10 protein-coding genes and 1 pseudogene are annotated in these 14,703 nt (G+C 34.4%); 2 read left to right on the top strand and 9 right to left on the bottom strand.

The window, feature by feature from the left end; all coding sequences use genetic code 11:
* Positions 1 to 28 precede the first annotated feature (28 nt).
* Both QO200_RS13510 and QO200_RS13505 read right to left on the bottom strand, forming a co-directional pair.
* Entirely contained in the window at positions 29 to 661 is a 633-nt protein-coding gene (locus tag QO200_RS13510; RefSeq protein ID WP_371540975.1) for a hypothetical protein, read from the bottom strand.
* Between the two features lie 5 nt (positions 662 to 666).
* Entirely contained in the window at positions 667 to 1,161 is a 495-nt protein-coding gene (locus tag QO200_RS13505) for an RNA polymerase sigma factor (RefSeq protein WP_074723875.1), read from the bottom strand.
* A 255-nt stretch (positions 1,162 to 1,416) separates the two neighbouring features.
* Between QO200_RS13505 and QO200_RS13500 the strand changes: the two genes are divergently transcribed.
* Positions 1,417 to 2,721, top strand: coding sequence for an NAD(P)/FAD-dependent oxidoreductase (locus tag QO200_RS13500; RefSeq protein WP_371540974.1), 1,305 nt, complete (start codon positions 1,417 to 1,419; stop codon positions 2,719 to 2,721).
* Between the two features lie 33 nt (positions 2,722 to 2,754).
* Here QO200_RS13500 and QO200_RS13495 read toward each other — a convergent pair whose 3' ends face one another.
* The gene (locus QO200_RS13495; RefSeq protein WP_371540999.1) at positions 2,755 to 3,735 is read right to left on the bottom strand and encodes a DUF3810 domain-containing protein; all 981 of its coding nucleotides are present in this window, start codon (positions 3,733 to 3,735) and stop codon (positions 2,755 to 2,757) included.
* 478 nt (positions 3,736 to 4,213) lie between these two features.
* On the bottom strand, positions 4,214 to 5,461 hold the full coding sequence (locus tag QO200_RS13490; protein WP_371540973.1) for an MFS transporter: 1,248 nt from the start codon (positions 5,459 to 5,461) through the stop codon (positions 4,214 to 4,216).
* A 906-nt stretch (positions 5,462 to 6,367) separates the two neighbouring features.
* Between QO200_RS13490 and QO200_RS13485 the strand changes: the two genes are divergently transcribed.
* Complete coding sequence (locus tag QO200_RS13485; RefSeq protein ID WP_371540972.1) at positions 6,368 to 7,831, top strand: aminoacyl-histidine dipeptidase; 1,464 nt, start codon at positions 6,368 to 6,370, stop codon at positions 7,829 to 7,831.
* 247 nt (positions 7,832 to 8,078) lie between these two features.
* Here the strand turns inward: QO200_RS13485 and QO200_RS13480 are convergent, their stop codons facing one another.
* From QO200_RS13480 to QO200_RS13460, 5 genes and pseudogenes are all read right to left on the bottom strand, one after another.
* Complete coding sequence (locus QO200_RS13480) at positions 8,079 to 8,417, bottom strand: DHCW motif cupin fold protein (protein WP_371540971.1); 339 nt, start codon at positions 8,415 to 8,417, stop codon at positions 8,079 to 8,081.
* Between the two features lie 128 nt (positions 8,418 to 8,545).
* A complete protein-coding gene (locus QO200_RS13475; protein ID WP_371540970.1) occupies positions 8,546 to 9,313 on the bottom strand; it encodes a carboxypeptidase-like regulatory domain-containing protein in 768 nt (255 codons plus the stop codon).
* A gap of 87 nt (positions 9,314 to 9,400) precedes the next feature.
* Positions 9,401 to 11,326 (bottom strand): DEAD/DEAH box helicase, encoded by a 1,926-nt coding sequence (locus tag QO200_RS13470; RefSeq protein WP_371540969.1) that lies wholly within the window; start codon positions 11,324 to 11,326, stop codon positions 9,401 to 9,403.
* Between the two features lie 203 nt (positions 11,327 to 11,529).
* Entirely contained in the window at positions 11,530 to 12,108 is a 579-nt protein-coding gene (locus QO200_RS13465) for a non-canonical purine NTP diphosphatase (protein WP_371540968.1), read from the bottom strand.
* A 1,055-nt stretch (positions 12,109 to 13,163) separates the two neighbouring features.
* Positions 13,164 to 14,672 (bottom strand): annotated as a pseudogene (locus tag QO200_RS13460) (FMN-binding glutamate synthase family protein).
* Positions 14,673 to 14,703 lie beyond the last annotated feature (31 nt).

The following is a 14,703-nucleotide window of genomic DNA, read 5'->3' as shown; positions in this document are numbered from 1 at the left end:
TTTTATTTGAAAAAAATAATTAATTCTACTACAAGTCTATCTTCTTCAGTTCTTTATAATTGGCATGCAGCCTTCTCAGTAAAATACCATACAGTAGTCTGTAGAACAACCAAAACAATCCAAATAATACGATGGTAATTAAGGCTAATATACCAACGGTGATTGCCATAATTTTTGGATCACTTTCAATTTTTTCTCTCAAAACAACAGTTTCGGGATTGTAAAATAAAGCGATTATAAATCCAATAATTAGACCAAATACTATCATTGCTAGATTGTACCAAACATAACACTGTACCGTTTTACGAGTTTTTAAAATATCTTTCATCAGTTGTTTTGTGGAAGCTATTGTTGAAATTCGGATGTAGTTTTTATAAAATAAATAAATGAATATTACGATTACTCCATAACCTAAGTAGGTAAATATCTTTAAATAGGAAACGAATCCCTCGCTATTTATTTTTTTAAGATAATCGTCTGCATTAAAAATTAGGCTTAGACACGTCCACAATAACACCTCCATAATACTGATGATTAAAATCCACTTCACAATAGAAGACGATTTTTTATGAATCATTTTATAAATTTCTATTTCTGATATCTGCTCAAAAGAATCTTTGTTCTTTTGCCAGTCTTTTTTTAATAAATCCAGCTCTTTCATATTCCTTAAGGATTTAATATTTTTTTTAGTTTTCCCTTTATTCTGTTCATTTTTACCCTAGCATTCACTTCGCTAATCCCTAATGTTTCTGCTATCTCGCGGTAATCCTTATCCTCAAGATACATAAAAACTAATGCTTTTTCAATGTCGTTTAATTGATATACAGCCTTATACATAAGCTTTATTTGCTCTTCCTCCTCATAATTATACTCTACGTCCTTAATAAAATGTTGCCGGCCTTCGTACTCAACGGTAGATAATGATCGTTTGTTTTTTCGGTACAATGTGATTGCCGTGTTCAGCGCTACTCGATAGGCCCAAGTAGAAAATTTGCTGTCGCCTCTAAATTTTGGAAAAGCCTTCCATAATTGAATCGTGACTTCTTGAAATAAGTCTTTATGAGAATCTTCACAGTCAGTATATAATCTACAAATTTTGTGGATTATATTCTGATTTTCCTTCAATTGCGTGACAAAAGAATGTTCTAGATTTTCACTCATAAATGATTAGTGTACTTCAAGTCAATTTTGTTACAAAGTAACACAATTTTTAGGAGCACAAAGAGTTAGTTTAACATTTTTGCCTCGTCCCGCTGTACATTACAATCTCCCTAAAAAACGGGAGGATTTTCATTGTCATCGGGGCTACCTACAACGAATATTTTTCAAAATCACATTTACAGTTGCCGTAAATTTCAACAACAAACACTAAACTTTGTATATTTGATTTTTAAAAATTAGAAATAAAAAATAATTATGAATATCCCTAATTCAACTTTACCTAGAATCGTAATTATTGGTGGTGGTTTTGCAGGAATTGCACTAGCCAAAGAACTAAAGAATCAAAAAGTACAAGTAGTTCTTTTAGACAAGCACAATTACCATACTTTTCAACCTTTATTATATCAGGTGGCTACGGGTGGTCTTGAGGCAGGTTCTATTGCCTATCCCATTCGTAAGGTGATTCAGGAATATGACAACTTTTATTTCCGTCTAACAAATGTTCAGGAAATAGATACTAAAAACAAAAAAATAATTGCCGAAATAGGGGATTTAAGCTATGATTATCTGGTTATGGCTACTGGGTCAAAAACTAATTATTTTGGTAATAAAGATATTAAACGTTATAGTATGGCGATGAAAACCATACCACAATCATTAAATATCAGAAGCCTCATTCTGGAGAACTTTGAGCAAGCAGTCTTAACTACTGATGTTGCCGAAAAGAATAGTTTAATCAATTTTGTACTCGTAGGTGCTGGGCCCACAGGAGTTGAGCTAGCTGGTGCTCTTGCCGAAATGAAAAAAGCGATTCTACAAAAGGATTATCCTGATTTAGATATAGCAAAAATGGAAATTAACCTAATTCAAAGTGGGGATAGAATTCTTAACACCATGACCGAAAAGTCATCATTGGCTGCTGAAAAATTCTTAGTGGAACTTGGCGTTAAAATTTGGAAGAACGTTCGGGTGACTAATTATGATGGTCGTACCATAACCACTAATTCTGATTTAACTTTTGAAACTGCTACCGTAATCTGGACAGCAGGAGTGCAAGGAGCTGTAATAGCGGGGCTGGATGCTAATTCTTTGGTAGAAAGAGTAGAACGTATCCGTGTGAATCAATTCAATCAGGTAAAAGGCTATGATGACATCTTTGCAGTAGGAGATATCGCTTCTATGGAAACAGAGGAGTTCCCACAAGGACATCCTATGATGGCGCAACCTGCTTTACAGCAAGGTAAATTGCTTGGGGAGAACCTGATCAAATTAATAGCTAAAAAACAAATGAAACCTTTTGAATATAATGATAAGGGATCGATGGCGACTATTGGGCGTAATAAAGCCGTAGTAGATTTACCTAATTACCATTTCAGTGGTATTTTCGCTTGGTTTGTATGGATGTTTGTGCATTTATTTTCACTCATCGGATTTAAAAATAAAGCTGTGGTTTTTTTAAATTGGGTTTACAACTATATCCGTTTTGACCGGGAAGGGCGTTTGATTATTAGACCTTATAAAAAGAAGAGCTTCACCGCATTTACAAGTGATGAGGTTTAAAAATAATTTCTAAATTTTGATAATTAACAATTTTTATAATTCATTGTCTTTATAATAATTTACCATCAAATTCACAAACTTACTGTAGCTCTCTATGCCGTCTTTTTGTTGATTCAGTTTTAGGAATTGATCGTAAAATAAATGAAAACCAGTTTCAATAGGTGTTTTGTATTCCTTTCTAAAGTTAATGCTTTCCTGATAGTTTTTTAATATGCCGGGATGAACTGTTTTTAGTAGTTCGTCAAATGATTCCTCATTGCTATATTCTAAAATGCCTAAACAATACCGTAAAGCATAACTGTAGCCAGAATATTTTATGTACAAATCATCATTTTTCACAGATGCTAGAAAACCAATAAAATTGCATTCGGTTTCGTTAGCAAATCCCATTTGGTGCGCCATTTCATGATTGGTAGTCATGGGGAAACTATACATCGGACCTAAATAGTTCACATTCGCTTCATTTGTAAACGGATTTAAATATCCTCCAAATCCCATATACGTTAAGGGCACACTAAACAATGATTTTTTAGTGCTTAAAGTTATAAAATGAAAGTTATGATGTTGCTTTGACAAGTTATTGTAACCATTTAAATTCATTGTGAAAACCTGTTCTTGCGAATAAGGGAAAACCACTTTTAAGCTATCTGACTTTGTAAGTTGGATTTGGATTTGGTTGGTTTTTGCAATCAATTTTTTTGTAAAATCCAACAAGTCAGCATCCGTGTACTCTCTTTTAATTTTCATTTTTTCAAAGAGTGGTTGGCGATAGTAGTTCAATGCCCATAGGATATGAAACAAAAAATAAAATATGGAGAAAAAACGGAGCAGCTGCAAACTATTGTCTTTCCAATTTTGTTTCCAGGATTTTCTTTTGTTCCAGAACCATTTTAAAAAAAAGAAAATTAAAATAATATAAAGACAATCTCCTAACGAAAAAGGAATACGCCCCAATATAGTTCTTAAAAAGTGAGAGATATTAAGATATAGGCCATTACTATAATAACGCTCCACGCTTTCAGGGAAAAAAGAAATGATTTGTAGAAGAACTATTTGGACAATTAGGAAAAAGGGAAGAATGAATTTTTGTTTCACGAAGCGAAATTTTATTGGCGTTGCTATTTTTATGTGAATGGTAAATATAGTAACTTTTTGTTTTGCAGAGAATCGGAAAATTTATTTTTCGTAGAGAATCAGAAAGATAAATACAGATAGATGCAAACTTTTGTTTACCATATAAGTCATATAAGTTTTGTTACACGGTGAATTGAGGAGAAATCCCATAGAGACGCAAACTTTTGTTTATGATATAAGTTATGTAAGTTTTGTTTCGAAAAGGATAGCCTTAGAAACCGTTGGCTCCTCAAGTTTCATTAAACCATATAAGAAATGTAAGGGCATATTAGCTTTATTGCTCAGATAAAGAACAACGATTTATAAAGGATATCCATAGCGTTTAAATCTTTGGCACAGCAAAAGTAAACTTAAATTTTCAGAAAACTATCTCCGATTTTTTCTTGCCAGTTTCTTTCAAAAGGAAAGCAAAAATTACAGCTATACCAATACAAATTACCCAAAACAAGCCTGCATTTTGAAAATGAATTTCCTTATCTATAGCTGTTCCTAGAGTGTTTCCATACAGATTACTAAATAAAGGTCCTAGTAATGACGTTACACCAAAAGTTAAGAAATTAATGGCTCCAGTTGAACTACCTTTTACTTTGTCAGGATTACTCTCTTTGATTATAGAATAGGGTATCATTGCTGCTCCAGAAGCTACTCCTAAAAGGAATGTACTTATATATGCGGGGTACATTTCTGGAAAATAAAGCAATTGCAATAAATTTAAAATCATGAATAATGCGCCTACAATCAGAACCGGTTTTCTTCGACCTATTTTATCTGCAATCCATCCCATTAACGGGCAACCAACAGCCCATCCCAAGGCGACACAAGCGCTAACAAGTGTAGCGGTTTCAAAATCCATCATACGGTCTTTTTGAAAGAAGGCGACACCCCAAGTCATTGCAAAAATAGTTGTGGGAGCAAATAATAATCCAGAAATCGCACCAGACAAATAGCTTTGCGAATTGCTGAAAACAATTTTATAAGGGGATAGTAATCCGCCTTTTTCTGTCTTTTTAGCGGCCAATTCAACCTTGTCTTGTGGAGTAATGTATAAAATGAAAATACCGATAGCAATAATTAAGAGACCTAACCCAATCCATATAAAAGGTAAGCTGTAGCCGTTTCTGATGGCGGGTCCAATTATAAATTGCCCTGCAGATCCGCCTAACATACCTAAAGATTGTGTTACGCCAATTGCAGTCGCCAGTTTACGTGGAGAAAAAGCTTTTGAAGCTAAATAAACACAAGCGGGAAATGCCATTGCAGAACCAGCGCCTTGTAGTAGTCTACCAATATAGCCATCATAAATACTCGATACAGCAAATAAGATACAACCTAATCCTACAATGATTGTCCCAATAGATAATGGGTACTTTGCTCCTAATTTATCTAAAGCGATTCCAGCGATTAAGCTTGTAATCGAATAGGTTAAATAATACATTCCTATAACGGAGCTGACTCCTTTTGTTGAAGTTGTAAAAGCATGTGAAAGCTCGGGAATCATTACACTTGGTGCAGAACGAACGGCATATTCAAGAAGATAAAAGATCAATCCAAAAACCCAAGCAAGTAAGTAAGGATTTTTGGTAACGGTAGTAGTATTTGATTGCATAATTTGGAGTCCAAAATTCAAAACCGCCAACGAAGATAGGGTGGAAAATGAATTTATAATATTTTCTCAAATTTACGAATACATCTATCTTTTTAGCATCTCACTATAAAATTTAGTTGGTTAGGTTTTCTTTTGGTATAAAAAAATGACTCCTATTTTTTAAATTCCTATTTTTTTTAAAATTATGTTGAATTAACTTAATTTAAGAATAATTGTATACTGTGTCATTTTTAGTATTTGGATTTTTAAGTTGTTTTTTTGTTAAAAGGGAAAATTTAAAGGTAAATAAATACATTTTTATTATCACTACGGTCTGTTCTAAGAAAGTGGAAATAAATATTTGTAAGCAATTTTTATTATGGATTAGTTATTCATGAATTTTTTTCAAACCATATAAGAAATTGAAAATTATATGAGTTTTATATCGCAGCAACTCTTTAAGGGTAGTAAGCGTATACAAAGAATAGCTGCACAATTTATTATTTCTTTAAACTATCAAGTAGGCTACTTGATTATAAAAAAGGCATAAATAGTTGCTGGTAAAATAAAGCGATAGAAGAGTATTAAGAAAAAACACTGTAAAATTATTTATTGTTAGTAACGAAGCAATCACTGTTGGAGCATAACTTCGAGTTTTTTTAAATTTACCTCACTTCATGTGGTTGCATTGTTCTCAGAAATGGTAGTATGCAGACATGTATATAGTAGTAAGTGCAGTGTTTTAAAGGTTGCTAAGGCAGCTTATATACGCAAGAGATAAGGAAGCCCTTTTTTGTTGGTTTCGACACTTTGGGACACCCAAAAGATTGTACTAATTTTAAGGGATAAATTGCTTTGTAAGGCTGAAAACGAATTTAAACTTTGTAACTTTGAGGTTTAAAAATGTTAAACTTCAAACAACAATAAATGAGTCAAGAGATAAGAAATTTAGAACCAAAAGTACTTTGGAATAAGTTTGCCGATTTGAATGCAGTTCCTCGCCCTTCAAAAAAAGAGGAAAGAGTGATTGAGTTCATGAAAAACTTTGGTAAAAGCCTTGGATTAGAGACTTTTGAAGATGATATTCGCAATGTGATTATCCGTAAGCCAGCAACTTCAGGAATGGAAGACCGTAAAGCAATAGTAATGCAGGGACACTTGGATATGGTGCACCAAAAAAATTCAGATACTGTTTTTGATTTCGATACACAAGGAATCGATATGTATGTAGACGGAGACTGGGTTCGTGCTAAAGGAACTACACTTGGAGCAGATAATGGTTTAGGTGTTGCGGCAATTATGGCAGTTTTAGAAAGTAAGGATATTCCGCATCCCTCTATTGAAGCTTTGTTTACCATTGATGAAGAAACTGGAATGACAGGGGCTTTGAATTTAAAAGGAGGTATTCTTCAAGGACAAATTCTTTTAAATCTAGATACGGAAGAGGATGACGAAATCGACATTGGTTGTGCTGGTGGAATTGACGTTACCGCTACTGCTGAATATGATGAGGAGGAAACTCCTGAAGGTTCTGTAGGATATAAAATTACCGTAAAAGGATTAAACGGTGGGCATTCAGGAATGGATATTCATAAAGGACTTGGCAATGCGAATAAAATTATGAACCGTGTATTATTTGATGGTTTTGATAATTTTGGATTGCAAATATCAGAAATTAAAGGAGGAAGCCTTCGTAATGCTATTCCTCGTGAAAGTGTGGCGCAAGTTATAATTGCTTCGGTATTTGATGAAGCTTTTGTGTATGACATGCAACAAGTGGTTAATGATATAAAAACAGAATTAAAAACGACTGAACCTAATTTAGAGGTGGTTTTTGAGAAACTGGATACTACACCGGCAAAAGTAATGCCGTCTATTGCTCAGTATTATTTTGTAAGAGCAATGTATACTGCTCACAACGGCGTTTATAGAATGAGTGCTGACTTTGCTGATTTAGTAGAGACCTCTAATAATATAGCCAAAGTAGTTTTAGGAGAAGGAAAGTTGTCTGTACAGTGTTTAACGCGTTCGTCTGTAGAAACGGCTAAGTTTAATTTGGCTAATGCCTTAACATCAGCTTTTGAATTAATGGGCTGTGAAGTAGAACTTTCAGGATCTTATCCAGGATGGACTCCTAATACAGAATCAGAAATCATGGATGTTTTAATACCTATTTATGAGAAACAAGTTGGTGAAAAACCAAGAGTTGTGGCTTGTCATGCTGGACTAGAATGTGGAATCCTTGGAACTAATTATCCTGATATGGATATGATTTCTTTTGGTCCAACTATTCAAGGAGCGCACTCGCCAGATGAAAGAGCAAGTATCTCGTCATCTCAAAAATTCTGGAAATTCTTAGTTGAGGTTTTGGCTAATATTCCAGTTAAATAGCAATTGGATTTAATTATAAAAATTAACCCTCGTTTAGTAATAAATGAGGGTTTGTTATTTAAAAGAATTACTCTCTTTTTGGAGCATTTTTTTTGTCTCTTTTTTCTTCTTTCTTTTCTTTAGCCGTTTTAAGAGGCTCTTTTTTGGCGGTTTTCTTCGCGTCTTGACTTTTTGCCATGATAATAGTATTTGGATTTTCGTGTTTAATGTAAGTAAATGTATGTAATATTTTGGTTCCTTCTAAATATTATTTTAAAAAATCCCCGTCGATGATTAATAATTCAACACCAGCCTCAGATATCGAGCGATGCGAACTTAAATCATCTGAAACTACATATGTCATTCCTGCCGTAAGTTTAATCTCTTCTCCCGTTACCAGTTCACTGATGAAGTTTCCTTTGAGGCAATGCACGATGTGTCCCTTTTGACACCAGTGATCTGCCAAGTAATTTGCGGAATAGGTTACTTTTCGAATCCTTAGTCCGCCCAACTGCATCGTTTGCCAGTAGGCAGTTCCTTTTTCTCCAGGATATGCTATTTTTTCTATTGTGCCCCAGTCGATAGTTTGGAAAGGTATATTTGACATGTTTCTAGCGTTATAATTAATAGTACAATAAAGGGAGTGTGTTTTAAATAAATATCCCCAATTACGTTTGTAATTGGGGATTGATAATTTTTTGCTTGATTTTTGAATATTGATAATAAACGTTTAAATTATCGTTTCTTCAAAATTTTATATTCTTCATAACAGCCGCTTATTGCGTCCATTATTTGTAGGTCATTTGCAGTTTTAATAAACGATTCAGAGTAATTACAACGTTGCAATATTTCTGGGATTTCTTTTTTATCAATCCCTAGAAGAACAGCAAGGGTTTCTCTGTCAAACTTCGATTCTAGAAGGTTGCGTACCGTATCGTCTTTCCTCATTTCTTTTAACTTTTTTAATTCTTTTGGGTTGTTACCAAAGAAATTATAAAGCATATCCGCTGGGTTAAAAATGGAGCCGAGAACCCTTCCAAATGCATTTGGAGAGTATTCACCAGCTTCGTATCCATGGGTTAAGCCAGAAATACTATATCGGTAATTTTCACTTGTAGGAATTGTTTTTGAATCTACCTCGAGATAACCTGTTAGGTTAAATGGTCTAATAACCACTTCTTCCAATGCAATAGCACTCTCGGTTAGAAAAATCTTAGCTACTTTGTTTTTTATCCAGTCATTGGTGACTTTAACTCTCAGTGATTGAAAACCTAAAAGAGAAATATGTAACGTATCTGTAGGTTGAACGTCAATTTCAAAATAACCGTTAGAGTCGGTTCGCGCTCCTCTAACTTTATTGATGTTGATGATATTAGCATTAATCAATGGCGACTTATTGTTGTCGTTATAGATAAAGCCAGATACTTTTTGGGAGTGAACTATCTCTTGGGATGATGCGGTTAAGGATAGTGCTAAAAAAAAGAGAACTATAAAATATTTCATAAACTGATTTAAAACTTTAAAAGTAGTAAACAAGATCAAATATTCTATAGTTCTCTTATATAATTATAAGAAAATTAACAGTAAATGTTAGTCTCTTCTTGGTCTTCTTGGTCTAGATGAGTCACTAGAACTTTCAGAACGTCTAGGAGCTCTGTCTGAAGAACCTTCACCTCTAGGAGCTGAACTTCTTCCTCCAAAACCACCTTCTCTAGGAGCTGAGCTTCTTCCACCGAAACCGCCTTCTCTTGGAGCAGAGTTTCTGTCGCTTCTAAAACCACCACCAGAACCTTCTCTTCTTGGTGCGAAACTACCTTCTCTTCTTGGAGCAGAACTTCTTCCGCCACCAAAACCACCACCACCAGAACTTCTTCCGTTGTGATCACGTCTTCCGCCACCATCATTTTTAGAAATTTCAACATTGATACGACGTCCTTCTAATTGTACGTTGTTCAATACTTCCATAACTTTATCTGTGTGCTCAGGATCTGTGTTAAAGAAAGAGAAACCTTCTTTTACGTCTACTTTGAAAACGTCATCACGACCTAAGTCTAATGTTTCTTTCAAGTAGTCTTTTAATGACATCCAATCGAAGTTATCTCTAGAACCGATGTTCACAAAATATCTTGTTGCACCACCATTATTGTCTCTTGGAGCACCATCTCTGTCATCACGTCTTTCAGAACCTGAAGATTGATTAGAGATATCTCTAGTTTTCTTGTAATAGTTGATGAAACGGTTAAATTCAACTGAAACCATTTTTTTGATTAACTCTTCTTTCGATAAGCCTTCAAGTACATTATTGATTGCAGGCAGATAGTTGTCAATTTCGTGATCAACTTCTACATCCTTAATCTTATTAGCTAAGTGTAATAATTGGATTTCGCAGATTTCGATTCCTGAAGGAACTGTTTTTTCTTCGAATTTTTGTTTGATGATTCTTTCAATAGAAGAAATCTTACGCAATTCGCTTTTAGTTACAATTACAATAGAAGTACCTAATTTACCAGCACGACCAGTACGACCTGAACGGTGATTGTAAGTTTCTATTTCGTCAGGTAGTTGATAGTTTACTACGTGAGTAATGTTATCAACATCAATTCCACGTGCAGCAACATCAGTAGCTACAAGCATTTGGATTTGTCTTCCTCTAAAAGATTTCATTACGCCATCACGTTGCGCTTGAGATAAATCTCCGTGCAATGCAGCAGCGCTATATCCATCTTCTACTAATTTCTCAGCAACAGCTTGTGTATCACGTTTTGTTCTACAAAAAACTACTGAGAAGATATCTGGATTAGCATCAGCTAAACGTTTCAAAGCTTCGTAACGGTCACGTGCGTTTACAAGGTAAAACTCATGTGATACTGTTGCAGAACCTGAATTCTTAGCTCCTACTGTAATTTCAATAGGATCTTTCATGAATTGTTTTCCAATTCTAGCTACTTCTGCAGGCATTGTAGCCGAGAATAACCATGTGTTTTTTTCGTCTGGCGTAGTTGACAGGATGTTTACGATATCTTCGTAGAAACCCATGTTCAACATTTCGTCAGCTTCGTCAAGAATACAATAATTAATTTGAGAAATGTTTACTAATCCTCTGTTAATCATATCTTGCATTCTTCCTGGAGTTGCCACAATAATTTGTGCGCCTCTCTTAATGTCTCTTGCTTGGTCTGTTATGCTAGCTCCACCGTAAACTGCTACCACATTAATACCTTTTTCGTATTTAGAGTAGTTTTTAATTTCGTTGGTAATCTGCAAACAAAGTTCGCGTGTTGGAGATAAAATTAATGCTTGAGTATTTCTGTTGTTGGCATCAATTTTCTGAATAACTGGAAATCCAAATGCTGCCGTTTTCCCTGTCCCTGTTTGAGCCAACGCAACCATATCTGTGTCTTTTTCCAATAATAGGGGAATCGCTTTCTCCTGTACTTCGGTCGGATTCTCAAATCCTAGATCTAAAATCGCCTTCAGTAACGATTCACTCAATCCTAATTGTTCAAATTTATTCATATGTGTTTTTAAAATAGTGTGCAAAAGTACTGTTAATATTTGAGATAAACTAATGCTGTCTAAAGTTTTGTCTTTTTATTGTTATTTGATTATCAGAAAGTTATATTTTTAAATTTAGATTTATCAGTTTGAATTTGGAATTAGATAAAGAAATAACGGTGGAGATAATAAATATCCCAATCAAAATCGTTGAATTTTAACACTTACTTTTTATTTTTTAAAAAGCTGATTAGTAATTGGGTGGCTTTTCCTCTATGACTGATTTGATTTTTTATTGCAGAGGACAATTCGGCAAAAGTTTGTAGATACTCCTCAGGTTGGAAGATAGGATCGTAACCGAAACCTTCGCTTCCGGCTTTGGTTATAGTGATGTGGCCTTCTGCTATGCCTGTAAATAGATGTTGTCCCCCGTTTACATTTAAAGCAATTACTGTTTTGAAATGGGCATTACGATTTGGATTATTAGATAAAGCTAGCAATAGTTTGTCCATATTGTCTTCAGAACTGCGTTGTTCGCCAGCATATCTGGCTGAGAATACTCCGGGATCTCCATTCAGGGCTTCTACTTCCAGTCCTGTATCATCAGCAAAACAATCGTAACCATATTTTTCAGTGACGTAATTGGCTTTTAAAATGGCGTTTCCCTCGATAGTATCGGCAGTTTCTGGAATTTCTTCATGGCAACCTATATCTTCCAAGCTTACTATTTCTATAGTTGATGGCAGTAGTTGTTGAATTTCCTTTATTTTATTTTTGTTATTTGAAGCAAAGACGAGTTTCATTTATTTTTATTTAGGATGTATCAAAGGTAAGTGTTTTTAAAAAAAAAAGAGCTGTTATATAGGTATCCTTTAATAGTATTAGAATGAGAAGTGGTAGGTGAAATAGATTGTAAGTGCCTTTTATTCTAACTTTTTTAAAACAGCTTACGGTGGTGGTGCAGATCTTATTAACAATAAGTTAAGTTCTTATTTGTTTAAGTCTTTGAATATGATTTCTTACAGCCGTATTCAAGAGTAGTCGATTTGATAGCCAACTGTATTAAAAGATAAAATTGATCATAATGAAGTAAAGTCTGAAAATTAGATGGCTGTAACAAAGTGTTTTTTTGTGCGGTTTGTCCATGGGGCATAATTTTAATTAGCTAAGGGGTATCAGTGCATGTCTTGAAATTTGTATTTAATGCAAATTTATTGGATTTAATTTTTAGACATAAATGGGATATTGTCAAAATTTATTGCGATATGTTTAGCGATAATTGTAATAATGTTAATTAGTATTTAACGCACTGTATTTCAGTATATTAATTTTATTTTTTTGCTATCTTTGAGTATGATTTTGGTTTGTTATTGAGTATGGCCATCTGCAAGGAGTAGTGTATTTAATAGTTGGTTGTATCAAAAGGTATAAGTTGATGAAGATAAACCAAAATCTGAAAATTGGAGGTCTGTAACAAGGCCTCCTTTTTTATTGGAATATCAGAGGAACTGACTTTCGTTTTAATTTGGTAATGAAATAGTAATTTGGAAAACACTTAAAAAAGACGTGATTGATGTGAACTTATTAATAAAGTAGAAGTAAACTTAAAGATTGTTTAAAGTCAACTTGCTATTTGGTTAATTGTTAGTTAAACTATTGATTTACAGTTATTTTAAGATAATTTTTAATATCTTTGATATGTGGTTTTGATTAATTACTTGTGTATGTCAATCTTCACATGAGAATGACATTGCAATATTCAGCTATACTTTTTTAATGTATGAGTTGATAATGGTAAATCAGAATTAACAATTGGAGGGCTTCAATAGCCCTCTTTTTTGTGGATATTAATTTTCTTTTAGTACTGCGTAACGCTTCCCAAGTTGTCTGGGAAATACAGATCAGCCAGATGCGAGAATTCATCTCCACGCATAAAAATACTGCCGTCAACTTCTTCATAGCTCGACTTTCCTGCTGCGGCAAGAAGTTCATTTGCCGCATGCAAAGTATTTTTATGGAAATGATAAACTCGTTCTGATTTATCTGTCACAACCAAGCCTTTCATTAGCATTTTATTTTGAGTGGCAACACCAGTAGGACAAGTATTGTTATTGCATCGCAATGCTTGAATACAACCTAAGGAAAACATAAAACCTCTGGCGCTGTTGCACATATCTGCTCCCATTGCTATTGCTCTTAGTATGGAGTAACCTGAGATTATTTTGCCACTGCATATTACGCGTATTTTGTCTCGAATGTTTAACCTAATTAATGTTTTGTTCACAAAAATAAGTGCAGGTTCAAATGGCATTCCTACTCCATCTGAAAACTCCAATGGCGCAGCGCCCGTTCCACCTTCAGCTCCATCAACTGTTATGAAATCGGGAAAACAATTTTGCAGAATCATTTCTTGGCAAATTGATTCAAACTCGTTTGTCTGCCCTATGCATAGCTTAAAGCCAATAGGTTTTCCATTAGATAATTGGCGTAGTAAAGCAACGAATTATATTAAGCCACTAGCATCATGAAATGCACTATGGCTGGGAGGAGAAAGAATGGTTGTGTGCGGTTTAACTCCTCTTATTTTTGCGATTTGCTCTGTGTTTTTTTCTGCGGGTAATACGCCTCCATGACCTGGTTTTGCTCCTTGTGATAATTTTATTTCAATCATCTTTACAAAAGGGGTATTGGCTTTTTCGGTGAATTTTTCAGCATCAAAATTTCCTTCATCACTGCGGCAGCCAAAATATCCAGTACCTATTTGCCAAGTTACGTCACCACCATGTAGGTGAAATTCGGTTAGCCCGCCTTCACCAGTATTATGATAGAAATTTCCTTTAAGTGCTCCTTTGTTAAGCGCTACGATTGCATTCTCGCTCAAGGAACCAAAACTCATTGCTGAAATATTTAGCAACGAAGCAGAGTACGGCTGCGTGCAATCTTGCCCGCCCACTAGAATTCGCGGTAAATCGTGATTGACTTTAACTGGAAAGACAGAATGTTTAATCCCTTCATAATTGGATTGATTAATGTCTAATTGTGTTCCAAATGGAGTAGTGGCATCTATGTTTTTCGCTCTTTGGTAAGCAAGGGCGCGTTCACTTCTTGAAAATGGTTTTCCATCTGTATTTCGTTCAATGAAATATTGCTGTATCTCAGGAGCTATGCTTTCAAAAGAATACCTGAAATAACCCAAAACGGGAAAATTTCTAAGAATGGCATGTTTAGGTTGTATGATATTAAAAAAGCCAATAACTAAAAGGAGTAGAATAATAATAGGGAAGAGCAACCCCGTGTTGAAGTAAAAATGCGATGCCATGCTACTAATAAAGACGGCAATTCCATAAGTAAAAAATTTTATTCTCATATTAAAGTTTTTTGTAGACCTCTAATTTAGT

The organism is Flavobacterium sp. Arc3, assembly GCF_041431375.1.
Classification (GTDB): domain Bacteria; phylum Bacteroidota; class Bacteroidia; order Flavobacteriales; family Flavobacteriaceae; genus Flavobacterium.
This window is presented reverse-complemented; position numbering and strand designations above follow the sequence as displayed.